Consider the following 25992-nt stretch of genomic DNA (forward strand, 5'->3'; position numbering starts at 1 on the left):
GGCTCACTGTTCATCAGCGTTCACCCCCGCGGGCAGCAGCACCGCGTCCTCGGGCGCGAAGTGCAGGCTCACCGCATCCCCGTGCACCGGCGGAGCCTTCAGCTCACGCAGGTCGGCCATCACCCGGTGCCCGTCCACATCGACGTACAACCGGTGTGTGGCCCCCCGCCACTGGACCTCCCGCACGGTCCCGGCCAGCCGGTTGGGCCCGTCCCCGAGCCCCACCAGATGCGGGCGTACGCACAGCGTCGCCGACGCTCCCGGCGCGATCCCCTGCGTGTCGACCTTGATCTCGGCGTCCCCGAAGGCCGCTCCTTCGGCCCCGACCACAACCGGCAGCAGGTTCGCGTTGCCGACGAAGGACGCCGTGAACTGGTCCGTCGGCGCCCGGTACAGCTCCTGCGGCGTGCCGCATGCCTGGAGTCGGGCCCTGTCCATGACGGCGATCCGGTCGGCCAGCGTCAGCGCCTCGACCTGATCGTGGGTGACGTACAGGATGGAGACCTCGGGCAGCTCGCGGTGCAGCCGTGCCAGCTCGGCGAGCATCCCGGAGCGCAACTGGGCGTCGAGCGCGGACAGCGGCTCGTCGAGCAGCAGCACGTTCGGACGGATGGCGAGCGCGCGGGCGATGGCGACGCGCTGCTGCTGGCCGCCGGACAGTTCGCGCGGATAGCGCCGGGCGTAGGCAGACATGCCGGTCATCTCCAACGCCTCAGCGACTCGCGTGCGTGTCTCGGACTTGGCGGCCTTGCGGGCCTTGAGCCCGAAGGCGACGTTGTCCTGGACCCGCATGTGCGGGAAAAGGGCGTACTGCTGGACGACCATGCCGATGCCCCGCTGGTGCGGCGGCAGGCCGGTGACGTCACGGTCGCCGAGGAAGACTCGCCCGGAGGCGGGCCGTACGAACCCGGCGACCGCCCGTAGCGCGGTGGTCTTGCCGGACCCGGACGGCCCGAGCAGCGCCATGACCTCGCCGGGTGCGACGGTGAGGTCGAGGGCGTCCAGGACGACGTGGCCCGCATAGGCGACGGTGACCGCGTCGAAGCGGATGCCACTGGTGGTGCTGGCGGTGTGGGTGGTGCTGGTTCCTCCGGTGGCCATCAGCCGGTCCTCCGCAGCAGGGCGGGCAGGTCGGCGACCGAGGCGAGCACGTGGCTCGCGCCCGCAGCGTGGAAGGCGGCGTCGCTGTGGGCTCCGGTGCGGACGCCGGCGACCAGTCCGGCTCCGGCACGTACGCCGCTGAGGACGTCGTAGGAGGTGTCGCCGACGACGGCGACCTGGTGGACGCTGTCCGCGGCCTTGGTGCGCAGGAAGGCCTCCAGCACCATGTCCGGGTACGGCCGCCCGCGCCCGCCGACGTCGGCGGGGCACAGAGTGAGCGGCACCAGCTCCTGCCAGCCGAGGGCGGCGAGGAGGGCGTCCTGGGTGACGCGTGCGAAGCCGGTGGTCAGAACGACGGTCCGGCCGTCGGCGGCCAGTTCCTCGACGGCCGTGCGGGCTCCGGGGACCGGGGCGATCAGACCGCCGTCGACCAGTTCGCCGTAGGCCTTCTCGAAAGCGGCGTTGGCGCGCCGGGCGCGGTCCTCGTCACCGAACAGGTGCCGGAAGACGGAGATCTTCGACTCGCCCATGGTGGCACGGACGTATGCGAGCTTCTCGGCATGGCCGTCCGTACCGGGCTCCACGCCCAGCTCACGGGCGGCGGTGTCGAAGGCGCGCTCGACCAGGCCGCCGTCGGCGACGGTGGTGCCGGCCATGTCAAGGACGACGAGACGGATGCCCAGGGTCTCGGGGCGCTCGTCGGCGGTCTCGGCGGTCTTCGCGGTCGGGTCGGTCATGGGTTCACCAGCCAAGTTCGTTCGCGGTGGTTTCGGCGATCGCGGGCGAGCAGGTCATGCCGCGCCCACCGGGCCCGGTGACCAGCCACACCCCCTCGCGCACCCGCTGCCGGTGCACGACCCGGCCCGGATCGGTGCACTGCGCGTACACCCCGGCCCAGCGGCGCCGGACCTTGGGCAGCGGGCGGCCGAGGAGGGACTCGACGACACCGGTGAGGTGCTCGTAGGGGTCCTCGACGGTGTCGAAGGCGAAGGGGTGCTCGTACTCGTGGGTGTCGCCGAGGGTCAGGCCGCCGTCGGCGCGCTGGACCATCAGCAGCTGCATACGGTGCTCCGCGGCCGTCGACGGCTGCGGCTGCCGGGCGTTCAGCTCGTCCAGGGCGGGTGAGCGGTACGCCGGGTAGTAGCGGAAGCTGTCGGCGTCGGCGACGGAGGTGGTCAGCGGCTCGCCGAGCGGGTCGGTCTGCATCATCTGGAGGCGGACCCGGCGCACCGGCAGCTCCGGCCCGGCCAGCTCGCGGACCAGTCCGCCGAGCCAGGCGCCGGTGCACAGGACGACCGCGTCGCCAGAATGCGTGTCGCCGTGGTCGTCGCGGACGGCGTTCTCGCCGATGACGTCCCGGATCTCGCGGCCGGGCAGGAACGTGTAGTGCGGGGACTTGAGCAGCTCGGCACGCAGGGCGAGCTGGGCGGTGCGCGGCTCGACGGCCGCGTCCCGCTCGCAGTGCAGCGCGGCGTCGAACTCGCCGCGCAGGGCGGGATTGAGGGCGCGTGCCTCGCCGGGGGTGAGCAGCTTGTAGCCACGGGCGGCGGCGTCCGGGCGGGCGAGGGCGGCCTCGGCGACGGCGACCTCCAGGGCCCCGCGGACCGGGGTGAGGGAGCCGTTGGGGCGGAAGCCCAGCGCCGGAACCCGGCCGCCGATCTCCTCCCACAGCTCCCGGGCGCGCAGTGCGGTCTCCAGTTCCGCGCCGCCCGCGCGCCCACTGACCCAGATCTGGCCGAAATTGCGCAGCGAGGCGCCGCGAGCCTCCGTCTCGCGCTCGATCTGTACGACCTCGTGGCCGCGTTCCACTGCCTGCCAGGCGTGCATGGTGCCCACCACGCCTGCTCCGACGACTATCACTCTCACGGCGGCAACGCTCCTTGGCCTGGGGGAACCGGAGGCTTCCGGCTGACAACGGGAACGTGAACCGGCCATCACGTTTGGGCTAGACCCGTTATCTCAACGTGATCTAAGGGGGTCGGAAGCGAGGATTTCCAGCCGCTGTCCGTCGCTTTCAGGCGCGCAGCTGCGTCAGACGCGTGGTGAACGAGAAGCGGTCGCCCCGGTACAGCGTCCGCACCCGCTCCAGCGGGCGGCCGTCGGCGTCCCGCGAGACACGGTGGATCAGCAGCATGGGCAGGGCCGGCGGGGTGCCGATGAGCAGCGCCTCACGTGGGGTGGCGAGCACCGTCTCGATCCGCTCGTCAGCGTCTCCGAAGGCGATGCCCTCGCGGGCGAGGTAGGCGTAGAAAGACGAGTCGGGGTGGAAGGCCGTGTCCAGGTCGGGGACACGGGACACGGCGACGTAGGTGCTCTCCAGACCGACCCGCTCGTCGTCGGCGAGCAGTACACGCTCCAGGTGCCAGACGGGTTCGCCGCGGGTGAGACCGGTCTCCACGGCGAGCGCGGCCGGGCAGGGGAAGCGGTCGAGGCCGACCAGCGTACGGCCGGGGGTGCGGCCCTGGCGGCGCACGCCCTCGGTGTAGCTGGCGAGGGACAGCGGCTGCTCCAGTTTGGGTCCCGCGACCACCGTGCCGCGGCCCTGCCGACGCAGTTTGCCCTCCAGAACCAGTTCCCGCAGCGCCTGGCGCACCGTCTCGCGGGCGACCTCGTACCGCTCGGAGAGGTCACGCTCGGTGGGGATGGCGGAACCTTCCCCCAGCTCGTCGACGAGTCGGTCGATCCGCGCCTTCACGGCGTAGTACTTGGGCACGCGGCCGTGCTCCGGGATGCCGGAGCGAACGGGGGCGCCGGGGGCTTGGTCGTTCGGGTAGTCCACGCAGGGATCGTCGCAGACAGGGCGAGTACGTCCGTCATCGGCGCCCGGCCCACCCCACCCCACCGCACGGCACCGGTGTCGCCGGCTAGCAGCAGGACGACGACGGTGAGGGAGCGCGGAGTGCCCGGCGGGATCTGGACTGGTGGCTGGTTCGAAGCAGCCTTGACGCACTGCCGAAGGGCGTTTCCTGGACTGAGTAGAGGTGGCCGTCTCTTCGGGCGATGGCTGCCGCAGGGGGTTACGTGGTGGCCGCGTCCTGGCTGCGGGTGTGCGCGGTGAGGGCGTCGGCGGCGGTGGGGTAGGCGGGCAGCAGGGTGCTCAGCCCGGTGAGGTTCAGCATCCGCTGAAGCCGGTCGGGGACGGCGGACAGGACCAGGGTGCCGTCGGCTGCCGTGGCGCAGCGCCAGATGCCGATCAGGGCGTTGAAGCCGGAGGAGTCGCAGAAGGTGACGGCCTCAAGGTCCAGGATCAGATGGCGGTGGCCTCGTTCGACCAGGTCCAGTGCCTGGGCGCGCAGGCCCGGCGCGGTGGTGAGGTCGAGTTCCCCGGTGATGTCGGCCAGGACGAGGTCGCCGTCGGTGTGCTGTGGGGTGAGGCCGAAGTCGGTCACGGTCGGCTCTCCGGCATGTCGCCGTCGCCGGTGGAGGCGATGGTGTGGGCGGCGGCGGTGACGCCGTCGACCGCGGCGTCAGCAGAGGGCACGGACAGGGCCAGCAAAGCGATGTCGTCACCGGCGCACTCGGGCAGGGACTCGATGAGGGCGACCGTGTCTTCGATGACTGCCGTGGCGCTGTTGGGTGCGGTGCGGGCGGTGAGGAAGCCGGTCAGGCCCGCTTCGCCCAGCACTTCGCCGCCTGCGGCGCGGGCCTCGGTCAGCCCGTCGGTGTACAGCAGCAGCCCTTCGCCCGGAGCGAGGTGGAAGGTGTGAGAGGCGAAGCGCGCCTCGGCGAAGGCGCCGACGAGCATGCCGCCCTGGGGACGCACCGCTTCCACCGCCCCCTGGCCGCGCAGGTGGTAGGCCGGGGGGTGGCCGCCGGTGGACACCGTGACGGTGAACCCTGCCTTCTCGTGCGGCTCGAGGACACCGAAGACGGCCGTGCAGAACCGGCTCCCGATGGCCGGGTCGAGCAGCAGCGCCGTGCGGGTGCGATCACAAATCAGGCACCCGAGAGAGTTACAGGCACGCGGACTCCTTAGCGGCACCGACCGCATCGTGCGCGCCAGCGCGTTCGACCTCACGTCGAAGCCGCACCGGAGGGCTCTGGTGCGGCTTCGACGTCTCACGGATCCGGGCAGAGACCCCGCCAGGACGGACCTCGGCGGGGCCTCGCCATATCACCCGCGTATCACACAGCCATCACCAACCGGGCAGACGCTCTCGGCCCAAGAGGCTCCGACCTGCAATTTCATGCCCTCAGTAGACTGGCACAGACGCCCCTGGACGGTCTCTACAACCCGTGCCATGTGGTACCCAGTGAGGGACCCAGGATCAGGACGGGAGCCTCTTCCGGCCCGTCAAAGCGGTATTGCAGGGTGTTCGACGGTGTCTCACTCACGCCCCAGACCTTCTCACGTCTCACGGACGCCCCTCCAACGGGGGGACACTGGATGCCGTCCTGACCAGGTTGCGGACCTCTCGGGCGGCATTTCGCTCGAGGCATCGGATGACCTCACGTCGGGTCGGCGACCAGCTCTGACGACGGCTTCGGCCGGTGACTTCTCGCAGGTGCCGGATTGATGTGAGATAGACCACTTTCAGGAACCATAGGCAGGAACGGCGACGTCAGCCTAGAGTCCTGGGGTTTGCGGGGCGTTTGCCTGCGCACCACCCGGCCCGACCGTCCGCTCCGTACACGACCTGTACGCGCATGCAGAAACCGGGCCGATTCCCCGACTCACGAGGAACCGGGAAGCATTCGCATGAGCACGTTGGAAGCCTGGGTCGTCGACCTCAACGACGTCCTCTGGACATATCTGCTGATTCCGCTGGTCGCCGTCGCCGGCGTCTGGTTCACGCTGCGCTCCAAGGGCGTGCAGATCCGCCTGATCCCGGAGATGTTCCGGGTCTTCAAGGACAAGCCGCAGTCCGGCGTCAGCCCCTTCGGCGCCTTCACCATCTCCGCCGCCGCGCGGATCGGCACCGGCAACATCGCCGGCGTGGCCACCGCGATCACCCTGGGCGGCCCCGGAGCCGTCTTCTGGATGTGGATGATGGCCCTGGTCGGCGGTGCCTCGGCGTTCGTCGAGTCGGTCCTGGCCCAGCTGTACAAGGTGCGCGACACCGAGCCCGGTACGTACCGAGGTGGCCCGGCCTACTACATGCAGAAGGCGCTCGGAAAGCGCTGGCTCGGCGTGGTCTTCGCCGTTCTGATCACGCTGACGTTCGGGTTCGTGCTGACCGCCGTGCAGTCCAACACCATCACGGTGGCCGCGAAGGGCTCCTTCGGCTCGGACGCCTCCTGGTTCAACCCCGTCCTCGGCGTCGTGCTCGCCGTGCTGCTCGCGCTCGCGGTGTTCTTCGGCGTGAAGCGCCTGACGGCCGTCACCAAGGTCATCATCCCGGTGATGGCCGGGCTCTACCTGCTGGTCGGCCTGGTCATCGTGCTCCTCAACCTCGGCAGCGTGCCGGGCATGCTCGGCGACATCATCGGCGGGGCCTTCGGCTTCCGCGAGGTCGCGGGTGGCGCCGTGGGTACGGCGATCCTGCAGGGCGTGCGGCGCGGCATGTTCTCCAACGAGGCGGGCATGGGTTCCGCCCCGAACGCCGCCGCGGCCGCGGAGACCACGCACCCGGTCAAGCAGGGCCTGGTCCAGACCCTCGGCGTCTACTTCGACACCCTGGTCATCTGCACCATGACCGCCTTCGTGATCCTGTCCGCCAACCCGACCCTCGGTGTACGCGGCGGCGCGGACGTCACGCAGTCCGCCTTCACCAGCGCGCTCGGCGGCTGGGCGGGCCACCTGCTGACCCTGGTGGTCTTCATGGTCGCCTTCAGCTCCATGATCGGTAACTACTACTACGGCGAGTCCAACATCCAGTTCATCACCCGCAGCAAGAGCGTGATGAGCTCGTACCGCGCAGTGGTCGTCGCCTGCGCCGTCCTCGGCGCGATCGGCTCAGTACCGCTGGTCTGGAGCCTCGCGGACGTCACGATGGGCCTGATGGTCCTGGTCAACCTGATCGCGATCATCCCCCTCGGCGCGATCGCCTTCCGCCTCCTCGACGACTACATGGCCCAGCGCAGCCAGGGCCTCGACCCGGTCTTCCGCAAGGACCAGGTGCCGGGCCTGCGCGGCGAGGTGGAATGCTGGGGCGCGTCGGACGAGGACTCCCCCCCGAAGGAGCGGACGCCGGTCGGCTCGCTCTGACACGAACGCACCCCGGCACGACCGTGCACGTCGAAGGGCGGCATCCTGGAAGGGTGCCGCCCTGTGCCATGTGGGACCGAGGGACGGTCCCAAGATCGGGACGGGGAGGTGTTCCGGACCGCATGGCGAGCAGGTGACCCGGCACGCCGTTGCCGGCGAGGTACGTCACGCAGGGCGCCCGGGCGTCGTACGGACGGACCCTGCGAGGACCGTCTCCGACCATGACCTCGCGGGCCCGCGCCGGGAACTGCCGGCCGATCGCCGTGGCCGGTCAGCCCGTGCGGCGACAGCGGGCCAGAGCCAGACCGCCGAGGGCCGTGCCGACCAGCCCCACCAGCATGGCCACGTAGGCCCCGCCCAGCCCGTTGCCGGTGCCGAGACCGCCGTCGGCGGTGGCCGCGACCAGGGCGCCGAGGGCCGTGCCGACCAGCCCCGCCGCCATGGCCGCCTTGGCCCCGCGTGTTCCGTTGGCCGCGCCGAGACGACCGGCCGGGCGGGCCAGCGCCAGCCCCGCGATCGCCACGCCGGCCAGCCCCACCAGCGCACCGGTGGCGGCCCCGAGTCGCCCGAGGCCGAGGTCGTAGGAACCGGCGGCGAGCGGCTGGACCGGGACGTGCGCGGCCGCCGGTGAGGCAAGCCCGAGAACGCCGATCAGGGCAGTGGCCGCGGCGGCGGCCAGCAGACGACGGATGGACATCGAGGTGCTCCTTCTCTTCCTGCGTCTGGACGTCACCCGAGCATGTCCGCCGGACCGGCCGCCGGTCGTCCCGCAGCCGCAGGCACTTCGCGCTGCCGCCGATGCCGCACCCGGCTGCCGCAGGCGCGGCAGGCACCGCGCATGTACCGCGTGCGCGGTAGTCGGCCGCTCGTCCGCGAGCGGGACTCGCCCGAGTCGGCATCCGGCTAGGGTGCGCGCATGGGCAAAGGACGGTTCGGTGTTCGGGCCGGTACCGGAGACTGGGCGATCGCCGTCGGCGTTGCGGTGACGCTGCTGGTCACCGGGGTGTCCGGGCATCGCTCGGTCACGAGTCCCGACCTGCTCGGGCACGCGCTGCTGGCGGCCGGCGGCTTGGCGCTGGCCGCGCGCCGCCGGGCTCCGGTCACCGTCCTGGCCGTCACCGGCCTGTGCGCGGTCGGGTACCAGGCGGCCGGTTTCGACGTGCCCGCCGTCGCCTACCTGTTCGCGGTGTACGCCGCCGTGCGGGCGGGGCATCGCATCGCCACGGTGGCCGCGTCCGTGACCATGCTGGCGGCTCTCCCCCTCGCGACCCTGGCCTCGGGCCTGCACGACACGGGCGAGGCGTTCGCGCGGGCCCGAGGCGCACTGGAGCTGGCCTGGCTGGTCGCCGCCGGGGCCGCGGGGGAAGCGCTGCGGCAGGCCGAGCGGCGGGCGGACGAGGCCGAGCGCACCCGGGAGGAGACCGCGCGGCGCCGCGCCGACGAGGAGCGGCTGCACATCGCGCGTGAGCTGCACGATTCGCTCACCCACCAGATCTCGGTCATCAAGGTGCAGGCCGAAGTCGCCGTCCATGTGGCCCGCAAGCGGGGTGAAGAGGTGCCGGAGGCGCTGCTGGCGATCCAGGAGGCCGGTCGTGAGGCGACCCGGGAACTGCGGGCGACCCTGGAAGCGCTGCGCGACGACGGCACAACCCCGCCGCACGGGCTCCACCACATCCCGGAACTGGTGGAGCGGGCCGGTAGGACCGGCCTGGCGGCGACGCTGACGATCGAGGGGAAGCGGCACGAGGTACCGGCCGCGGTGGGCCGGACCGCCTACCGGATCGTTCAGGAGTCGTTGACCAACATCGCCCGTCACTCCTCCGCCACTTCGGCGTCGGTCCGCATCGACTTCCGGCCGGACTCTCTCGCCCTCCAGGTCGATGACGACGGCAGCGCCACACCGGACGCCGGCCTGGTGCCCGGCATCGGTCTGCTCGGGATGCGCGAACGAGTCACCGCCCTCGGAGGCCGGCTGTGGGCGGCGCCGCGCAGCGAGGGCGGCTTCACCGTCCAGGCCGAACTCCCCGTGGAACGAGGGTCATGATCCGTGTCCTGCTGGTCGACGACCAGCCGCTCATCCGCAGCGGATTCCGCGCCCTGCTCGACCTCGAGGACGACATCGAGGTGGTGGCCGAGGCCGCCGCCGGGAAGGAGGGCCTGGAACTCGTCAAGGAGCACCTGCCCGACATCGTGCTCATCGACATCCAGATGCCGGTCCTCGACGGCATCGAGGCGACCCGGCTCATCGCCGCGGACCCGGCCCTGGCCGGGGTCCGCGTGGTCGTCCTGACCAACTACGGCCTGGACGAATACGTCTTCGACGCGCTGCGCCTCGGTGCCGCCGGCTTCCTCGTCAAGGACATCGTGCCGGAGGACTTCCTGCACGCCGTACGGGTCGCCGCGCGCGGCGACGCGCTGCTGGCGCCGTCGATCACCCGGAAGCTGATCGACCGGTACGTCACCCAGCCGCTCCGTCCCCATACCGGTACGGGGCTGGAAGAACTGACCGGCCGCGAACGCGAGGCCGTCGCTCTGGTCGCGCAGGGCCTGTCCAACGAGGAGATCGCGGATCGCATGGTGATCAGCCCGCTGACCGCGAAAACGCACGTCAACCGGGCCATGACCAAGCTCCGGGCCCGTGACCGGGCCCAACTCGTGGTGCTGGCCTACGAATCCGGCCTGGTGACCCCGCGGCGCCCGTGACGCCAAGGAGGTCAACGAGCGCCGCGGCGAAGGCGAGCGGGCGGTCACGTCCTGAAGGGGCGGCTTCCCCGCGGTGGCCGTGCGCTGCGGCAAGTGAGTCGGAGGAACTCACCGCCATGGCCGCGGCCGATCACCGGTCCGCGGTGCACGCGAACGGCGACGACCCAGCCGAACAGCTGGCCTGGCGCCGGCTCACCGCACGGCATGGTGACCGGCAGCTCGGCGTCCGGCGACGTGCCCTGAAGCTGATGCGGGAGGCAGTGTCGGCCGGCGCGGCCGGTCCGCGGGAGCCGGCGTTCCTGCGCGACCGCACGCTGGTCGACGAGGGCCGGAAGCAGATCTACGGCACGCAGACCGCCGGCGTGAAGGACGGGGCACCGCTTCCGTGGCCCTGCGCAGAGCCCGAGCCCATGGACGGACTCCGCGCCGACGTCGGCATCGATCCCTTCGGCGAGTACGTTGCCGAGTTCTCCATGACCTGACGCCCGTCGCCCGCGTGGCCGGAAGCCGCCCGCCCCGGCCGGCGGCGGCCTACCGCTGCCGCCGGGCCCGAAGGAGACTGGCCGTGGACACGGAGGACGAGTTCACCGGTGCGGGGTGCGCCAGCAGATGACCGAGTGTGGTGGAGACGGCCAGGCCCTGCGTCCGCACGGGCGGGCGGGTCCGCGCCCGCCGGGCGGTACGCCGGGAGAGCGGGGTCGGCGCCCCGGCGCCGCCACCGCCGGCCCGGGGCCCGACGCCCGGCAGGTGACGCGCTGTCCGCCGCCGCGCGCGATCGACCGCCGCCGTCGGCAGCGCCGACGCGGACGCCTTCCGTGGGGCGCCGGCCCGGCCGAGGGAACGCGCACTCGCCGGGCTCGCCGAGTACCGCACCGCTCCCCGCTCCGTCGCACTCCCCTCGCCCCGTCACCACCGAAGGAGAGCTCATGCCCGAGCAGCCGATACTGGTCCTGGACCCCGCAGCACCCGACCACCACGCCGAGTACCAGGCCCTGCGCGCCCGCGGCCCGGCCGCCCGCGTGGACGTCCTGGGCGTGACCGCCTGGTCGATCACCGAACCCGACCTGCTCAAACGGCTTCTGACCAGCCCGCAGGTCTCCAAGGACGCGCGAGCGCACTGGCCGGCCTTCGCCGAGACCGTTTCCACGTGGCCCCTCGCCCTGTGGGTGGCGGTCGAGAACATGTTCACCGCCTACGGCGCCGATCACCGCCGACTGCGCCGGATGGTCGCACCGGCCTTCGGCTCGCGCCGCGTCCGGGCCATGCGGCCGGCGGTGGAAGCGACCGTCACCGGCCTCCTCGACGACCTCGCGGCCCGGCCGGCCCAGGAGAGCGTCGACCTGCGCGAACATCTCGCCTATCCGCTGCCGATCGCGGTGATCGGCCAGCTCATGGGCGTGCCCGAGCCCCGGCGCCCGGGTTTCCGCTCCATGGTCGACGGGGTCTTCGCCACCACGCTCACCTCCGAGGAGGCCGCGGCGAACACCGCCGCCGTGTACGAGGCTCTCGACCAGCTGATCGCGGAGAAGCGCGCCCGTCCCGGCGACGACATGACCTCCCTGCTCATCGCGGCCCGCGACGAGGAGGGCGACGGTGGCGGCTTCACGGACAACGAACTCCGCGACACGCTCCTGCTGATGATCGGTGCCGGGTACGAGACCACCGTCAACGTCATCGACCAGGCCGTCACCGCCCTGCTGACCGACCCCGAGCAGCTCGGCCACCTCCGCGCCGGTCGCGCCGACTGGTCCGACGTCGTGGAGGAGACCCTGCGGCACGAATCCGCCGTCAAGCACCTGCCCCTGCGCTTCGCCCTCGCGGACATCCCCCTGCCCGACGGACAGACCATCGCCCGGGGCGACGCGATCCTCGCCTCCTACGGCGCCGCCAACCGCCACCCGGGCTGGCACGGCGAGTCCGCCGACCGTTTCGACGTCACCCGGCCCACCAAGGACCACCTGGCCTTCGGGCACGGGGTGCACTTCTGCCTCGGCGCCCCGCTCGCCCGGCTGGAGGTCGCCACCGTCCTGCGCATGTTCTTCGACCGCTTCCCCGAGGCCCGGCTCGCCGTCCCCGCCGACGAACTCCGCCCGCTGCCCACCCTGATCAGCAACGGACACCTGACCCTGCCCGTCCGTCTGGGGCCGGACGCCGGCTGATCACCACGCGAACACGGCGTCGGAGTCACGGTGTCCGGCGCCGGGTCCACCGGGTCCACCGGGTCCACCGGGCCACTCGTCCGGGTCGGACTGCGGTCGCGCCGCCTCGGCGTCCCGAGATCGCCGGGCGGCACCCCTGCCGCACTGTGCTCCATGTCACATGCAGTTCCTGTCAGCAATCGGTGCGCTGCTCCGCTCAAGTCACCGAGACCAAGCGAACCGACAGGAGCAGCACATGAAGCACCGCATCGTCGTCCTCGGCGCCGGCTATGCCGGGACCTACGTGGCCGGGACCCTGGCCCGCCGGCTGTCCCCGGCGGACACCGAGATCACCGTGGTCAACGCCGAGCCGGACTTCGTCCAGCGGCTGCGGCTGCACCAGCTCGCGGCCGGCCAGGAGATCGAGGCTCCGCAGCTCGCCGACGTCTTCGCGGGCACGGGGATACGGCTGCGCCTGGCCCGTGTCACCGCCCTCGACCCCGAGCGCCGCGCCGTCGCCGTGGCCGACGCCGACGGCGGCGGCGAGCTCGGCTACGACACCCTGCTCTACGCGCTCGGCAGCCGCGCCGCCGACCACGGCGTCCCCGGCGTCGCCGAGCACGCCTTCGACGTCGCCGGCCGGCCCTCGGCGCTGCGCCTGCGCGAACGCCTGGACGGCCTGGACCGGCGGGGCGAAGGCGGGAAGGTGCTGGTCGTCGGCGACGGGCTGACCGGCATCGAGACCGCCACCGAGATCGCCGAATCCCGGCCCGGCCTGTCGGTGACGCTGGTCGCCCGCGGAGAGCTGGGCGCCCAGCTCTCCGCCGGGGCCCGCAGCCACCTGCGCCGGGCCTGCGACCGGCTGGGCGTCACCGTCCTGGAGCACACCGGCGTGGAAGCCGTCGAAGCGGCGCGCGTGCGGTGCGCCGGCGGCACCGCCCTGGCGTCCGACGCGACCGTGTGGGCGGCCGGGTTCGCCGTCACCCCCCTCGCCGCCGCCGGTGGGCTGGAGGTCACCGGCAACGGCCGGATCGTCGTCGACCGCACCATGCGGTCGGTCTCGCACCCGGACGTCTACGCCGTCGGCGACAGCGCCCACGCCATCGGCGGCAACGGCCGGCCGCTGCCGATGTCCTGCGCTTCGGCCGGCTACACCGGCATGCAGGCCACGGAGGCGATCGTGGGACGCCTGACCGGCCGCAAGGTCCCGAACACCAAACTGGAGTACCTGGGCAACCACATCAGCCTCGGGCGGCGGGACGGGATCCTGCAGATGGTCGACGCCGAAGGGCGGGCGAAGCCGAAGTACCTGGGCGGCCGGAAGGCCGCGCGGATCAAGGCGGGCATCCTCCGGGCGGCGCTGTGGACCACTTCGCACCCGACCTTCGGCGTGCCCAAGCGCAAGCGCCGCCTGGCCGCCGTGCCGGACGCGACCGCCGTGAACCGCGCGGCCGCCTAGGGTGGTCCGCGTGGACAGCACCGCCGCTGATCGCTTCGACACCGGTCGGTTCGAGGCCAGCCGGAACCGGCTGGCCTCGCTGGCCTACCGGCTGCTGGGCTCCGCCGCCGACGCCGAGGACGCCGTGCAGGACGCCTTCCTGCACTGGCAGGCCGCCGACCGGCAGCGGATCAAGGTGCCGGAGGCATGGCTGACCAAGGTCGTCACCAACCTGTGCCTCGACCGGCTCCGCTCGGCACAGGCCCGCCGCGAACGCGCCGCCGGCGCCTGGCTGCCCGAACCGCTCCTCGACGGCGACCCGATGCTCGGCCCGGCCGACACGTTCGAGCAGCGCGAATCGGTCTCGCTGGCCGTGCTGACGCTCATGGAGCGCCTGTCGCCCCTCGAGCGGGCCGTCTACCTGCTGCGGGAGGCGTTCTCGCACAGCCACGCCGAGATCGCCGAGATCCTCGGCATCACCGAGTCCGCGAGCCAGCAGCACCTCCACCGGGCCCGGCGCCGCGTCACCGCCGCGAGCCGCCGCGGCGGCGGTGACGCCGACCCGGCTTCCGCCCGCAGGATCGTCGAGGAGTTCCTCGCCGCCGCCACCTCGGGCCGTACCGAACGGCTGGTGGCGCTGCTCACCGACGACGCGACCGCGATCTCCGACGGTGCCGGCCTGACCGACAGGCTGCTGCGGTACGACACCGCGCAGCGCATCGCCGCCGTCGCCCGGGCCGGCTTCAAACCCACACCCGCGAAACGGCGACTGGCCGGCGGCATGCCCGCCATCCACTACGCGCTCGTCAACGGTGCCCCCGCCATCCTCGCCGTGGTCGGCGACCAGGTCGTCGGTGCCGTCACGTTCGACATCGCCGACGGCAGGATCGCGACCGTGCGCGGCATCGCCGCCCCCACCCGCCTCGCCCGGCTCGCGGAGACCTGGCGGCGGCACGAACCGGACGCGCCGCTCATCCCCCGGTGGTGACCCCACGCCGACCGCGGCCGGGCGCGGTCATCACCACCGGCAAGAGGAAGCGCCGGCACCCTTCACCGGTCGTCGGAGCCGTCAGCGCAGGAGAGGGCCCAGGGTGAGGGGGATCGCGGCACCGCCCGCCAGGCCGAGGGCGAGGGAGGCGGTGCCCGCGGTGTAGGCGGCCGCGGCGGACCAGCGGCCCAGGGCGGCCTGGACCTGGGCGGGCCGGCCGGCGGGGGCGGGGCGGAAGAGGGGGACGAGCCAGCGCAGGTAGTAGAAGAGGGAGGCGACGGTGTTGGCGACGGCGAGGGCGGCGAGCCAGGCGTAGCCGCCGTCGATCGCGGCGCTGAAGACTTCGAGTTTGCCGAGGAAGATGCCGGTGGGCGGGGTGCCGACGAAGCCGAGCAGGCAGACGACCAGGACGGCGGCGAGGCCCGGGTGGCGGCGGGCGAGCCCGCGGTAGTCGTCCAGGGTCCGGGCCTCGGGCAGTTCGGTGACCACGGCGAACGCGCCGAGGTTGGTGAGGGCGTAGGCGGCCAGGTAGAGGAGCAGGCCCTGCTGGGCGAGGTCGCTGCGGGTGGCGACGGCGACGGCCATGAGCAGGTAGCCGACCTGGCTGATGGTGGAGTAGGCCAGGAGCCGCTTGACGGAACTCTGGAAGAAGGCGGCGAGGTTGCCGAGCGTCATGGCGGCGGCGGCCAGGACGGCCAGCAGCAGGGGCCAGTTGACCGTCTCCGCGGGCAGCGCCCGGTGGACGAGCCGGAAAGCGGCGATGAGCCCGCCGATTTTGGGCAGCGTGGTGACGAAGGCGGCGACCGGGGCCGGGGTCCCGTCGGTGACGTCGGGCACCCAGAAGTGCGCCGGTACCGCGCCGATCTTGAACAGCAGGCCGCCGAGGACGCCGACGAGGCCGAGGGCCACGGCCGCGTACGGGGCGGTGCCCAGGGACAGGTGCAGCCGGCCGTAGACGGTCCCGCCGCCGACGCCGTACAGCACCGCGATCCCGGCCAGCATGGTGGTGCCCAGTACCGCCCCCATCAGGTAGTACTTCAAGGACGCCTCGGTGCCCGGGGCGTCCTTGGCGAATCCGGCGAGTGCGTAGGCGGGGACACTGGCGAGCAGATAGCCGGCGAAGAGCATCAGCAGGTCGCTGGCGCCGATCATGGCGAGGGCGCCCGCGGCGGAGAGCAGGAGCAGCACGTAGTACTCGCTCTCCCGCTTGTGGCCGCGCACGGTCTCGACGGAGGCCGCCAGCACCAGCAGCAGCGCGCCGAGCACGATCAGGCGCCCGGCGCCGGTGGCGGCATCGACGGCGAAGGCGTCGGAGAAGACGGTCTGTTCCCGGTCGGTGGCCATCGTGACGGCGGTGGCCACCAGGCCGGTCAGGCAGGCGACGGCGGCCAGGACGCCTACGGCCCACTGGCGGCGGCGGGGCAGCCAGGACCCGGCGAGGAGACCGGTGACGGCCGCGGCGAGCAGGGCGATCTCGGGCAGCAGGGCGGCGAGGTTCTCGTTCCTCATCGGGTGATCAGTCCCACCAGGGCGCGGCCGGACGGCTCGATCACGTCCAGGAGGAAGCGCGGCAGGACGCCGATGACCAGGCCCAGGGCCAGGAGCGGCACGATGGAGACGGCTTCGACGGGGGCCAGATCACGGAAGCCGCCGGTGCGGACGGACTGCGGCAGCCGTACGGTCCCCAGGAACATCCGCCGCAGGGCCCGCAGGAACAGGGCCGCGGTCAGCAGGATGCCGGTCAGGGCGATGGCGGTGGCCGTGGCCTGGGAGGCCAGGCTGCCGGTGAAGATCTGGAACTCGGCGATGAAGCCGGAGAAACCGGGGATGCCGAGGCTGGCGAACGCGGCGACGGCGGTGGCACCGGCGAACCGGGGCGAGGGGGTGGCGAGTCCCGAGTAGGCGTCCATGTCGTAGGTGCCGCCACGGTCGTGGAGCACTCCGGCCAGCAGGAAGAGAGCGCCGGTGAGCAGACCGTGGCTGACCATCTGGGTGACGGCTCCGGTGACGGCCAGCGCCCGCGCCTGGGCGTCGGTGCCGGCCAGCACGCCCGCGGCGCCGACCGCCAGGACGATGTAGCCCATGTGGTTGACGGACGTGTAGGCGATCATGCGTTTGAAGTTGGCCTGGGCGAGGGCGACCAGCGCTCCGTAGACGACCGAGACGACGCCGACGACGATGAAGACCAGCGCGTAGCGGCGCCAGCTGTCCGGCAGCATCGGCATCGCGATGCGGACGAAGCCGTAGGTGCCCATCTTCAGCAGGACCCCGGCGAGGATGGCGGATCCGGCGGCGGGGGCGTCGGTGTGGGCGGGCGGCAGCCAGGTGTGGAAGGGCACCGTGGGTGTCTTGACGGCGAGGCCGAGGCCGATGGCGAGCAGCACCAGTGCCGCGTAGGTGCCCCGGCCGGCCAGCGGGTTCGCTTCGGTCAGCTCCACCATGTCGAACGTGTGGGGCTCGGCGGCCAGGAACAGGCCGATGAAGCCGAGCAGCAGGGCGAGGGAGCCGATGAAGGTGTAGAGGAAGAACTTCAGCGCCGCCGCGCGGCCTTGTTCGCCGTGTCCCCAGCCGGCGATGACGAAGAACATGCCGACGATGGACAGGTCGAAGAAGACGAAGAACAGGATCAGGTCCAGGGCCACGAACAGGCCCAGGGACACGGATTGCAGGAACAGGAACAGACATGCGTAGGTGCGGACCCGGCGGGTCTCGCGCAGCGAGTAGACGGCGACGGCGAGGAACAGCACGCAGGTGAGGGCGACCAGCGGCAGGGACAGCCCGTCCACGCCGACGTGGTAGCCGACCCCGGCACCGGGGATCCAGGACACCCGCTGCTCGTACTGCATGCCGCCGCGGGTGTCGAACCCGGCCCACAGGGCGACGACCAGGGCGAGATCGGTCACGGCGGTCGCGATCCACACCCCGGTGCACGCGCGGTCGGGCAGGGGGCGCGGCCAGAGCCACAGCACGGCGCACACCAGCAGCGGCAGGAAGGTGACGAGGGTCAGCATGGGTTACCTCACCAACAGCAGGATCAGGACCAGCACCGCGAAGCCGACCGCGGCCTGGGCGTAGTACTGGTGCAGCAGTCCCGTCTGCGGGCGGCGGGCCGCGCGGCCGAGCCGGCGGGCGCCGGCGGCGACCGCGCCGACCAGTGCGTCGATCCCGCCGTCGTCCGTACGGCCGGCGACCCGGGCGGCCGCCAGTCCGCCGCGCGCCACCTGCCGTACCGTCCCGTCGACGATCCGGTCGTCGAACGTGGCCGCAGCCCGGGCGAGCCCCATGACGGGCCGCACGAGCAGTGCGTGCGCGGCCCGCTCCAGCCCCAGCCAGGCGCCGGCCCACCGGCGCACCGCGGGCGGGCCGGGGGCGGGGCGCGGTCCCCGCCACCAGGCGAGCCCCGCCGCGGCGAGCGCGACCGCGGCCGACAGCGCCGGCTCCCAGGCGTGCGGGCGGGGTCCGCCGGGTGTGCCGACCGTCGAGCGCAGGGCCGCGGCGACGTCCGGCAGCGCCAGCACGCCCAGCGTCGCGGCGGCGAACGCGAGCACCATCAGCGGCGGGTGCATCGCCGGGGCGACCCTGCGGGTGCCCTCTTCCTCGGTGTCGTAGCCGTCCGAGGCGTCGTCGGGCACGGGCCGCAGCACGTACCAGAGGGCTTTGACGCTGTAGACGGCGGAGACGGCCGCGGCGGCCAGCCCGACCGCGTACAGGGCGGTGCTGTCCTGGCGGGCGGCGGCCAGGACCTCGTCCTTGGTCGCCCACAGCGACAGCGGCGGCAGGCCGGCCAGCGCGAGCGCGCCGACGGTGAAGGCGGCTCCCACGAGTGGCCAGGAGCGGGCGGCGCCGCGCAGGGCGGGCAGCCGTTTGGTGCCGAGCGCGCTCAGCCAGGCACCGGCGGCCAGGAACAGCAGCGCCTTGGTGGCGGCGTGGGCCACCAGGTGCGCGGTGCCGCCGGCCACGCCGGCCGCACCGGCGGCGAGCACCATGAACCCGACCTGTGCGCAGGTCGAGGCCGCCAGCAGCTGTTTGAGATCGGACTGGGCGACCGCGACGACGCCCAGCAGCAGCGCGGTGGCGGCTCCGGTCCAGGCGACGAGCGGCTCCGCCCACCCGGTGGCGGCCAGCAGCGGGTGCAGCCGCAGCAGCAGGTAGGCGCCGGCGGCCGCCATCGTGGCCGAGTGCAGCAGCGCCGACACCGGGCTGGGGCCTTCCATGGCCCTGGACAGCCAGAAGGAGAACGGCAGTTGTGCGCTCTTGCCGAGCGCCGCCAGCACCACACCGGCGGTCACCACGTCCAGCCACGGCGAGGCGGCACCCGGCAGCGCGTCCAGGTGCAGCGAGCCGGCACCGCCCGCCAGGGCCGCCCCCGCGGCCAGGTACAGGCCCAGGTCGGCGGCCCGGGTGGTGAGGAACGCGGTGTCCGCGGCCCGTACCCGGTGCGGCTCGTGCCACCGGAAACCGATCAGCGCCCAGCTGGTGGCGCCCATCACCTCCCACGCCATGAGCAGCAACGGCAGCGTGGTCGCGGTGACGGTGACCAGCATGGCCCCCGCGAACAGCAGCATCAGACCGAAGAACCGTCCCGGGTGCCGCCCGTGGCCGAGCCGGCCGGCGGAGAAGACGAGCACGGCCGTGGTGACCGCGGCCACGGTGACCACCATCACGGCGGACAGACCGTCCACCCGCAGCCCGGCCTCGATCCCCGCGAACAGCGGCGCGCTCGCCGCGGGGCGGTCCACCGCCGCCACGACGGCCAGGGCGAGCGTCGCCAGTGCGGCGCCCACGCCGATGAGGGGGGCGGCCCGGTCGGCGGCCCGGCCGGCCACGGCCAGCCCGCCGCCGACGACCAGCGGGAGGGCGACCAGCAGCCACAGCAGCGCGCTCATCCCTTGAGGTCCTCGGCCATGTCGGTCATGTCGACCTGGCGGGACCGGAAGATGGCCGTGGTGACGGCGAAGCCCATGGCCATCTCCACGGCCATCGCGACGACCGCGGCCACGATCACCATCTGCCCGCTCGCGGCGGCCGGGGCCAGGAAGTGCCAGAACGCGGCGGCGCCGACGATGATGCCGCCGATCATCAGCTCGATGCCCATCATGATCATGACGATGGACTGCTGGGACAGCGCGCCGTACAGGCCGATCGAGAACAGCCCCGCGGCGAGCAGGAGGAACAGCTCCAGGATCACCGGCCGACACCTCCGCCCGCCGGATCCCGCGGCCGTGGCCGGTCCAGGTCGTCGCCGAACCGGTCGTAGCGGCCGCGGTGGGTGGCCAGCACCGTCGCCGAGACCATCGTGGCCAGCAGCACGAATCCCAGCGTCACCATCGTCAGCATCTGCGGGCCCATCAGGACCTCACCGGCCTGGAAGGTGGTGTCCGACGGCGCCTTCCCCACCCGGTCCGGCCACGGCACCAGAAGGACGCCCGCGGCCAGGGCCAGGAACGTCCCGATACTGATCACCAGCGAGCCGCGTTTGTTGTGGACCATCGCCATCGGCATCAGCCCGGCCGGGTTCATCATGTAGGCGATCATGAACACGGCCATGATGACCATCTCCATGACCATCATCAGGACCACGACGACCCCCAGGTACGGCAGTCCGAGCAGGATCACCAGACCGCCGACGCAGCACAGGGAAGCCAGCAGCGCGAAGGTCACCCGCGCCATGGAGTCGAGGCGGAACACCAGAAAGGCACTGACCAGTGCCAGGACGGCCAGCACCGCGAACAGCGCGGTGGACACGATTGCCCTCCTACCGGTTGAGCACGACAAGCGCCGGAACGAGCGCCTGCACGATGGTGAGCGGAAGCAGTACGAGCCAGGCGAACTCCACGTACCTGTCGGCGCGTACGGTCGGCACCCGCCGCCGCGCCCAGACCAGCAGCCCGAGCACGGCGAGGGTCTTGAGCAGCGACCAGGCCCAGGCCGGCAGTCCCGGCCCGGCGCCGCCGCCCAGGAACAGCGGCACCGCCATGGCAGCGCCCGCGGCCAGCAGCAGCCAGCGGCCCGCCTGCAGCATCAGCCGGTCGGCGCCGCAGACCTCGCCGAGGACGCCGCCCGCGATGTCCCGGCCGGCCGGGTGGCCGAACGGGCCGAGGAAGCTGAACGCCAGCACGCTCGCCAGGTAGACGACGAAGGCGACCGGCATCCACACCGCGAACCACAAGCCGTCCTGCGCGGCGACGATGTCACCGACGCTCAGGGACTCCGCCCCGGTGGCGGCGGAGATCAGGGCGAACATCAGCGGCAGCTCGTAGGCCAGTCCCTGGGCCACGAAGCGATAGCCGCCGATCAGGCCGAAGGCGGCGTTCGGACCCCAGCCGGCCAGCCACAGCCCGCCCCAGGTCAGCACCTCCATGGCGTTGAACCACACCACGCCGACCTCCAGGTCGGCGACCACGTGGTGCCCGAACGGAACCACCAGCACGGCCAGCACCGCCGCCACCGGCACGAGGAGCACGCCCAGGCGCCACAGCAGGACGTCGGAAGCCGGTGTCCGGCGGGGCTGGGCGATCAGCAGCCGGGGCACCTCCAGCAGGGGACGCACGGCCGCGGACGCGCCGACCGGGCGCCCGGCCTCACCGGCGGTCAGCAGGGCGTCGCCCGCGACCGCGAGGACCGCGAGGACCAGCAGCAGCGCGGGGGCGACCAGCAGCGCCCACCAGGGTGCGGCCTCAACCACGGGCCGCCTCCCCCGCACGGGCCGCCAGTTCCTCGGTGTCCGGGTCGAGGCTCGCCACGATGAGCCGCGCGGCCGCCAGCTCCGCGCCCTCCAGCAGCCGCGGCAGCACCTCGACGAGACCGGCCGACGGCGGGCGCGGCCCGTCCAGCCGGCCGCGCGGCCCCTCCTCGCGGCTCGGATCCAGCGTCGAGGTGTCCTCCAGACCGGCCAGGTCGTCCAGCACGCCGTCGAGCCAGAGCCGGTACCGGGCGGGCACGTCCCCGTCTGCGCGTGCCGCGGGTCCGCCCGCACCGGCGGCCGCCGCCTCGGCGGCCGGGAGGCGCCCGATGCCCTGGGTCAGCCAGTACAGGGTGCGCGACCGTCCGACCCGCCGGGCCAGCCGCCGCGCCCGCGGAACAACGGCGTCCGCCGCCGCACCGGCGAGGAGGTCGTCGCGCAGCCGCCGCGCGGCCGTGGCCTGCGCGGGCCATCCGGCCACGGAAAGGAACCGGCCCAGGCTGTCCAGACGGGCCGCCGCGCGCCGCCGGGCCGCCGCGCCGACGGTCACCCGTTCGCCCGCGGCCGCGCGGTCCCACGGCTCCGACCAGAAGGACGTCACAGCCGTCGCGCCGGGGGGCAGCGTCGTCTCGGCGTGTGCCTCCTGGACGACATCGCCCTGCAAGGTGAGGCGGAGCGTCAGGCCGGAGGGCCAGTCGGCGAGGAGCGGTCCGAGCGGGACGTGCAGCTGATCGAGGGTCAGGCCGTCGCGGTCGGGGCCCTGCTCGGCCATCGGCAGCCCGCCCGGCATCTCCATGTCGTCGCCGTGACCGTGACCGCCGTGGTTGCCGTGACCGCCGTGGTCACCGTGGGCGCCGTGACCGTCGTGGTCGGCGTGCTTTTCGTGGTCCTCGGTTTCGTGGCGGTCGCCATCGCCACTGCCACCGCCACCGCCGACGCCGACGGGAGCGGATGCGGCGTCAGCTCGCTGGCGGGCGGGGTCAGCCAGCTCTGCGCACCCCGCCTCGATGGCCCCGGCCACGTCCTCGGCCCGCTGCGCGAGCACTCTGGTCCGCGGCGCCGGCACGTCCCGCCACAGCCGGCCGACCGCCTCATCGAGGCCGGGGCAGGGCGGCCCCACGACGAGCAGGACGTCGGCCTCGGCCGGCGTCAGCGCCGACGGCAGGTCCCGGGCACGCAACTCCCGCTCGACGGCCAGCCGCGCCGCCACACCGCCGGGCATCACCACCGGCAGCACACGCGGGCGGGTGGCCGCCCTGCGCAGCACGGTGGCCGTCAGGTCCATCGGAACGCGCCTTCCCGCCAGGCGTAGACGACCCCGACCAGCAGCACCGCCAGGAAGGTGAACATCTCGATCACGGCACTCGGCCCCATCGCGGAGATGATCCGGGTCCACGGATACATGAAGACCATCTCCATGTCGAAGGCGAGGAAGAGCATCGTCACCGGGTACCAGCGCACATGAAACCGGCTCACGGCGTGCTCGGCCGGTTCGAGTCCGGAGGTGAACGGCCGGGCGTCCAGTGGAGTGGACGTCACCCGGACGAACCAGGCCACGCCGTAGACCGAACCCGCGGCGGCCAGCACGATGCCGAGCAGGGCGAGCGCGGCGGTGAACCCGTTCACGCCACTCCCCCGGCCGAGCGATACGGCAGCGGCAGCATCCCCGGACCTCCGCGCCGCTCAACCATGCCGTGTCCCTTCCTACGACCGCTCCACGGGCCGCCCCGGTACCCCTCTCGGCCCGCCCTCACTCCCCCGCCGGCCGATGAGCAGGCTCACCGCCGCCGACGGCAACACCGGGGAACGCCGTGGCCGCGATCGCTTCGCCGGGCGCCGAGAGCACCGTTGACCTGTATCACCTCGGCCGCACACCGAAACCCCGCAACCGCTCACCGACCCGGAGAGACGTCCGCCGAGCGGTGACGACCGGCGCGGAGTACTGACCGGTCAGACCCCGGCTCCCCTGATGAGGTCGGCCGCCTTCTCCGCGGCCATGATCGTGGGCGCGTTGGTGTTGCCGCGCGGCACCGTCGGGAAGACCGAGGCGTCGACGACCCGCAGGCCCGTCACGTCGAACACGCGCAGCTCGGGGTCGACGACCGACCCGATGGCGCAGGTCGAGGTCGGGTGGTACAGGGTCTGGCCGGACCGCTGCGCCCAGGCGAGCAGGTCCGCGTCGGAGTCGGAGGCCGCCGGCGCGTCGCCGTACGGCCCCGTCACGAGGTCGGCCACCGCCGGCTGCGCCGCGATCTCCAGGGCGATGCGGATGCCGGCGACGATCGCGTCCCGGTCCTCGGGCGCCATCAGGTAGTTGTGCACGATCCGGGGCGCGACGTCCGGGCGTACGGAGCGCAGGGTCACCGCGCCCCGGGCGGCGGGGGCGAGCACGCAGGGGCCGAAGGCGAAGCCGTGCTCGGTGGCGGCGCCGAGGCCCTCCTGGTGGAAGAGCACGGGAGCGGCGTGGAACTGGAGGTCGGGGGCGTCCAGACGGTCGCGGCTGCGGAAGAAGCCGCCCACCTCCCCCAGGTTGGAGGTCAGCGGGCCGCGGCCCTCGCTCTGCAGCAGCGCGGCGTTCTCCGGGCTCGCCGCGCCGATCAGCGACTCGGCGTCGGTACGGAAGTTCAGCAGCGTCATGTAGTGGTCCTGCAGGCCCAGACCGACCGGCAGTTCGCGTACGACGTCGATGCCGAAGGCGGACAGCACGGCGGCGGGCCCGATCCCGGACAGCATCAGCAGCTTCGGTGACTCGTAGGCGCCCGCGGACAGGATCACCTCGCGCTCGGCGCGGACCACCTCGACGGTGCCGCCGTGGTCCACCTCCACTCCCGCCGCCCGGCCCGCCTCGATCACCACACGGTGGGCGCGGGCGGAGGAGAGCACGGTGAGGTTCGGCCGGGCGAGCGCGGGGTGCAGATAGGCGACGGCCGTGCTGCAGCGCATGCCGCCGCGCTGGGTGAGCTGGTAGGGCCCGACGCCGAACTGCGTCTCGCCGTTGAAGTCGTCGTTCGGCTTGTGCCCGGCCTGCACGGCGGCCTGGACGAAGGCCGAGGCGAGCGGGTGGCCGGACCTGCCGTCACTGACCGTCAACGGCCCGCCCGCACCGTGGTGGTCGTCCTCGCCGCGCTCGTTGTCCTCGGAGCGCTTGAAGTACGGCAGCACGTCGGCGTAGCCCCAGCCGGTCGCCCCGGCCGCGGCCCAGCCGTCGTAGTCGGCGCGGTTGCCGCGGATGTAGATCATCGCGTTGATCGAGCTGCAACCGCCGAACACCTTGCCCCGGGGCAGATAGGCCCGCCGCCCGCCGAGCCCCGGCTCCGGGTCGGAGTCGAGGTCCCAGTCGAGGCCGGACTTGAACAACTGGGGGAAGGCGGCCGGAATGTGGATCTCCGGTGCGGTGTCGGGGCCGCCGGCCTCGATCAGCGCCACGCGCGCCGCGGGGTCTTCCGACAGGCGTGCCGCCAGGACGCAGCCTGCGGATCCGGCGCCGACGATGACGGAGTCGTACGTGCTCATTCCCATCCCCTTTGATCGGAGGTGCCTGTAGCGCGGGTTCACCTGACGGACCGACGGACCGATGGATCTGCCTCCGTGCCGCCCCGCACCAGAATCGGGCAGGCCAGGCGTCCGGCCAAGGCGATCGGGCTGGTTCAGGACATGTCCGCAAGATATGTCCGTCGGAGTACCACGCCTCCGCGGCGGGGCGCGGTTGCCGGAGTCGAGTTCGAACTGGTATCCGTTCCAGTCTCGGGCCGAACCTCCGTGCCGGGTGCGAGGGGGCGGGGCCGTGTGGACGGGCGCCGGGCGGAAGGGCGACGGACGGAAGGGCTGGGGAGCCGGGCATATGGGCACCGAGGGGTACACCACAGCACAGTACGGCGGGGTCGGCGTGCTGGTCGGCGCGCGGTCCGGGGCCTACCCGTACAGCAATTCGCTGCTCATCCACGGTTCGGCGGCATCGCTGGTCGTGGATCCGTCGCTGTCTCTCGCCGACGCCGCGCCACCCGCGGACGCGGTCCTCGTGAGTCACGCCCACGAGGACCACATCGCCGGTCTGGGCAGCTACGACGACGTTCCGGTTCACGTCCACGAGGGCGACCTGCACGCGCTGCGGTCCCGCGCGGCGCTGGTCGCCGGGTACGGCCTTCCGCCGGAGACGGTCGGCGAAGTCGACGAGGAGATGCGGGACCACTTCCATGTGCGGGGACGTCCCGACGCGGCGGGCTTCGGGGACGGCGCCGTGTTCGACCTCGGCGGACGCACCGTGACCGTCGTGCACCTCCCCGGCCACACCGCGGGCCACAGCGGCTTCCTGGTGGAGCCGGACGGCTTCCTGTTCGTCGCGGACATCGACCTGACCTCGTTCGGTCCCTACTACGGCGACGTCGGCAGCAGCCTCACGGACTTCGAGGCGTCGATGCGCCGGTGCCGGGACATCGACGCCCGCTGGTACGGCACCGCTCACCAGAAGGGCGTGATCGAGGGCGCCGCGGAGTTCCGGCGGCGACTGGACGCCTTCGCCGGCGTGGTGGAGAAGCGGGAGGCGGCGCTCCTCGAGTTCCTCGGCGAGCCGCACACGGTGGAGGAGATCGTCGAGCACCGGCTGGTCTACCGGCCGCACGTCGAAGGGCCGCACGTCGGACCGGTGGAGCGCAGGACGGCGGTGCAGCACCTCGACCGGTTGAAGAGGGCGGGGCTGGTCGTCGACGAGGAGCGGGGGCGGTTCCGCGCGGCCTAGCAGGCCGGCCGCAGCCGTCCCCCGGCCCCCCGCCGCCCCCGCCCGCCGGTGTGGCGGCC

Annotated in this window: 24 protein-coding genes; 8 read left to right on the forward strand and 16 right to left on the reverse strand. The window is 73.0% G+C overall.

The genetic code is table 11. The features are described 5' to 3' along the window. Window positions 1-3: 3 nt before the first annotated feature. The 6 genes from ACLGIH_RS06350 to ACLGIH_RS06375 form a co-directional block, all read right to left on the reverse strand. Complete coding sequence (locus ACLGIH_RS06350) at window positions 4-1101, reverse strand: ABC transporter ATP-binding protein (protein ID WP_416524221.1); 1098 nt, start codon at window positions 1099-1101, stop codon at window positions 4-6. After that, window positions 1101-1838 (reverse strand): HAD family hydrolase, encoded by a 738-nt coding sequence (locus ACLGIH_RS06355; protein WP_416524222.1) that lies wholly within the window; start codon window positions 1836-1838, stop codon window positions 1101-1103. The genes ACLGIH_RS06350 and ACLGIH_RS06355 overlap by 1 nt, the downstream gene beginning before the upstream one ends. 4 nt (window positions 1839-1842) lie before the next feature. Then, window positions 1843-2967, reverse strand: coding sequence for a TIGR03364 family FAD-dependent oxidoreductase (locus ACLGIH_RS06360; protein ID WP_416524223.1), 1125 nt, complete (start codon window positions 2965-2967; stop codon window positions 1843-1845). Between the two features lie 148 nt (window positions 2968-3115). Further along, on the reverse strand, window positions 3116-3880 hold the full coding sequence (locus ACLGIH_RS06365; RefSeq protein ID WP_416524224.1) for a GntR family transcriptional regulator: 765 nt from the start codon (window positions 3878-3880) through the stop codon (window positions 3116-3118). 238 nt (window positions 3881-4118) lie between these two features. After that, a complete protein-coding gene (locus tag ACLGIH_RS06370; protein WP_416524225.1) occupies window positions 4119-4490 on the reverse strand; it encodes an STAS domain-containing protein in 372 nt (123 codons plus the stop codon). Further along, window positions 4487-5119 carry a PP2C family protein-serine/threonine phosphatase gene (locus ACLGIH_RS06375; RefSeq protein WP_416524226.1) on the reverse strand — a complete coding sequence of 211 codons (633 nt, stop codon included), beginning with the start codon at window positions 5117-5119 and terminating at the stop codon, window positions 4487-4489. Before ACLGIH_RS06375 ends, ACLGIH_RS06370 begins: the two co-directional genes overlap by 4 nt. Window positions 5120-5800: 681 nt before the next feature. Here ACLGIH_RS06375 and ACLGIH_RS06385 point away from each other — a divergent pair. Beyond that, window positions 5801-7249: an alanine/glycine:cation symporter family protein gene (locus ACLGIH_RS06385; protein ID WP_416524227.1), complete on the forward strand. Its 1449-nt coding sequence runs from the start codon at window positions 5801-5803 to the stop codon at window positions 7247-7249. 271 nt (window positions 7250-7520) lie between these two features. Here the strand turns inward: ACLGIH_RS06385 and ACLGIH_RS06390 are convergent, their stop codons facing one another. Continuing rightward, entirely contained in the window at window positions 7521-7946 is a 426-nt protein-coding gene (locus ACLGIH_RS06390; RefSeq protein WP_416524228.1) for a DUF6223 family protein, read from the reverse strand. A 219-nt stretch (window positions 7947-8165) separates the two neighbouring features. On the opposite strand from ACLGIH_RS06390, the gene ACLGIH_RS06395 reads away from it, so the two are divergent. From ACLGIH_RS06395 to ACLGIH_RS06420, 6 genes are all read left to right on the forward strand, one after another. Then, window positions 8166-9293 carry a sensor histidine kinase gene (locus tag ACLGIH_RS06395; protein ID WP_416524229.1) on the forward strand — a complete coding sequence of 376 codons (1128 nt, stop codon included), beginning with the start codon at window positions 8166-8168 and terminating at the stop codon, window positions 9291-9293. Further along, window positions 9290-9952 (forward strand): response regulator, encoded by a 663-nt coding sequence (locus ACLGIH_RS06400; protein ID WP_416524230.1) that lies wholly within the window; start codon window positions 9290-9292, stop codon window positions 9950-9952. The genes ACLGIH_RS06395 and ACLGIH_RS06400 overlap by 4 nt, the downstream gene beginning before the upstream one ends. Window positions 9953-10068: 116 nt before the next feature. Then, the gene (locus ACLGIH_RS06405) at window positions 10069-10434 is read left to right on the forward strand and encodes a DUF6624 domain-containing protein (protein ID WP_416524231.1); all 366 of its coding nucleotides are present in this window, start codon (window positions 10069-10071) and stop codon (window positions 10432-10434) included. Between the two features lie 444 nt (window positions 10435-10878). Next, a complete protein-coding gene (locus ACLGIH_RS06410) occupies window positions 10879-12111 on the forward strand; it encodes a cytochrome P450 family protein (protein WP_416524232.1) in 1233 nt (410 codons plus the stop codon). A 235-nt stretch (window positions 12112-12346) separates the two neighbouring features. After that, window positions 12347-13549, forward strand: a complete 1203-nt coding sequence (locus ACLGIH_RS06415) for an NAD(P)/FAD-dependent oxidoreductase (protein ID WP_416524233.1) — start codon at window positions 12347-12349, stop codon at window positions 13547-13549. 10 nt (window positions 13550-13559) lie between these two features. Next, window positions 13560-14516 (forward strand): sigma-70 family RNA polymerase sigma factor, encoded by a 957-nt coding sequence (locus ACLGIH_RS06420; protein WP_416524234.1) that lies wholly within the window; start codon window positions 13560-13562, stop codon window positions 14514-14516. A gap of 81 nt (window positions 14517-14597) precedes the next feature. Here ACLGIH_RS06420 and ACLGIH_RS06425 read toward each other — a convergent pair whose 3' ends face one another. From ACLGIH_RS06425 to ACLGIH_RS06465, 9 genes are all read right to left on the reverse strand, one after another. Then, window positions 14598-16025 carry an NADH-quinone oxidoreductase subunit N gene (locus ACLGIH_RS06425; RefSeq protein ID WP_416524235.1) on the reverse strand — a complete coding sequence of 476 codons (1428 nt, stop codon included), beginning with the start codon at window positions 16023-16025 and terminating at the stop codon, window positions 14598-14600. After that, window positions 16022-17527: a complex I subunit 4 family protein gene (locus ACLGIH_RS06430; protein WP_416524236.1), complete on the reverse strand. Its 1506-nt coding sequence runs from the start codon at window positions 17525-17527 to the stop codon at window positions 16022-16024. The genes ACLGIH_RS06425 and ACLGIH_RS06430 overlap by 4 nt, the downstream gene beginning before the upstream one ends. Before the next feature lie 3 nt (window positions 17528-17530). Continuing rightward, complete coding sequence (locus ACLGIH_RS06435; protein WP_416524237.1) at window positions 17531-19402, reverse strand: proton-conducting transporter transmembrane domain-containing protein; 1872 nt, start codon at window positions 19400-19402, stop codon at window positions 17531-17533. Further along, window positions 19399-19704 carry an NADH-quinone oxidoreductase subunit NuoK gene (locus tag ACLGIH_RS06440; RefSeq protein WP_416524238.1) on the reverse strand — a complete coding sequence of 102 codons (306 nt, stop codon included), beginning with the start codon at window positions 19702-19704 and terminating at the stop codon, window positions 19399-19401. Before ACLGIH_RS06440 ends, ACLGIH_RS06435 begins: the two co-directional genes overlap by 4 nt. Then, on the reverse strand, window positions 19701-20264 hold the full coding sequence (locus ACLGIH_RS06445) for an NADH-quinone oxidoreductase subunit J (protein ID WP_416529306.1): 564 nt from the start codon (window positions 20262-20264) through the stop codon (window positions 19701-19703). Before ACLGIH_RS06445 ends, ACLGIH_RS06440 begins: the two co-directional genes overlap by 4 nt. A gap of 7 nt (window positions 20265-20271) precedes the next feature. Further along, on the reverse strand, window positions 20272-21201 hold the full coding sequence (locus ACLGIH_RS06450; RefSeq protein ID WP_416524239.1) for an NADH-quinone oxidoreductase subunit H: 930 nt from the start codon (window positions 21199-21201) through the stop codon (window positions 20272-20274). Beyond that, on the reverse strand, window positions 21194-22483 hold the full coding sequence (locus ACLGIH_RS06455) for a hypothetical protein (RefSeq protein WP_416524240.1): 1290 nt from the start codon (window positions 22481-22483) through the stop codon (window positions 21194-21196). Before ACLGIH_RS06455 ends, ACLGIH_RS06450 begins: the two co-directional genes overlap by 8 nt. After that, window positions 22474-22824 (reverse strand): NADH-quinone oxidoreductase subunit A, encoded by a 351-nt coding sequence (locus tag ACLGIH_RS06460; RefSeq protein ID WP_416524241.1) that lies wholly within the window; start codon window positions 22822-22824, stop codon window positions 22474-22476. Before ACLGIH_RS06460 ends, ACLGIH_RS06455 begins: the two co-directional genes overlap by 10 nt. 324 nt (window positions 22825-23148) lie before the next feature. After that, window positions 23149-24711, reverse strand: coding sequence for a GMC family oxidoreductase (locus tag ACLGIH_RS06465; protein WP_416524242.1), 1563 nt, complete (start codon window positions 24709-24711; stop codon window positions 23149-23151). Between the two features lie 328 nt (window positions 24712-25039). On the opposite strand from ACLGIH_RS06465, the gene ACLGIH_RS06470 reads away from it, so the two are divergent. Beyond that, a complete protein-coding gene (locus ACLGIH_RS06470) occupies window positions 25040-25933 on the forward strand; it encodes an MBL fold metallo-hydrolase (RefSeq protein ID WP_416524243.1) in 894 nt (297 codons plus the stop codon). The last annotated feature ends 59 nt before the right edge of the window (window positions 25934-25992 follow it).

It is taken from the genome of Streptomyces hamibioticus (assembly GCF_047946815.1).
Lineage (GTDB): Bacteria > Actinomycetota > Actinomycetes > Streptomycetales > Streptomycetaceae > Streptomyces.

Coding starts and splice junctions, on each gene's coding strand:
- ACLGIH_RS06350 (WP_416524221.1), bottom strand. CDS start 1,101: ATGGCCACCGGAGGAACCAGCACCACCCACACCGCCAGCACCACCAGT.
- ACLGIH_RS06390 (WP_416524228.1), bottom strand. CDS start 7,946: ATGTCCATCCGTCGTCTGCTGGCCGCCGCCGCGGCCACTGCCCTGATC.
- ACLGIH_RS06415 (WP_416524233.1), top strand. CDS start 12,347: ATGAAGCACCGCATCGTCGTCCTCGGCGCCGGCTATGCCGGGACCTAC.
- ACLGIH_RS06410 (WP_416524232.1), top strand. CDS start 10,879: ATGCCCGAGCAGCCGATACTGGTCCTGGACCCCGCAGCACCCGACCAC.
- ACLGIH_RS06470 (WP_416524243.1), top strand. CDS start 25,040: ATGGGCACCGAGGGGTACACCACAGCACAGTACGGCGGGGTCGGCGTG.
- ACLGIH_RS06435 (WP_416524237.1), bottom strand. CDS start 19,402: ATGAGCGCGCTGCTGTGGCTGCTGGTCGCCCTCCCGCTGGTCGTCGGC.
- ACLGIH_RS06425 (WP_416524235.1), bottom strand. CDS start 16,025: ATGAGGAACGAGAACCTCGCCGCCCTGCTGCCCGAGATCGCCCTGCTC.
- ACLGIH_RS06455 (WP_416524240.1), bottom strand. CDS start 22,483: ATGGACCTGACGGCCACCGTGCTGCGCAGGGCGGCCACCCGCCCGCGT.
- ACLGIH_RS06400 (WP_416524230.1), top strand. CDS start 9,290: ATGATCCGTGTCCTGCTGGTCGACGACCAGCCGCTCATCCGCAGCGGA.
- ACLGIH_RS06385 (WP_416524227.1), top strand. CDS start 5,801: ATGAGCACGTTGGAAGCCTGGGTCGTCGACCTCAACGACGTCCTCTGG.
- ACLGIH_RS06395 (WP_416524229.1), top strand. CDS start 8,166: ATGGGCAAAGGACGGTTCGGTGTTCGGGCCGGTACCGGAGACTGGGCG.
- ACLGIH_RS06405 (WP_416524231.1), top strand. CDS start 10,069: ATGGCCGCGGCCGATCACCGGTCCGCGGTGCACGCGAACGGCGACGAC.
- ACLGIH_RS06430 (WP_416524236.1), bottom strand. CDS start 17,527: ATGCTGACCCTCGTCACCTTCCTGCCGCTGCTGGTGTGCGCCGTGCTG.
- ACLGIH_RS06465 (WP_416524242.1), bottom strand. CDS start 24,711: ATGAGCACGTACGACTCCGTCATCGTCGGCGCCGGATCCGCAGGCTGC.
- ACLGIH_RS06355 (WP_416524222.1), bottom strand. CDS start 1,838: ATGACCGACCCGACCGCGAAGACCGCCGAGACCGCCGACGAGCGCCCC.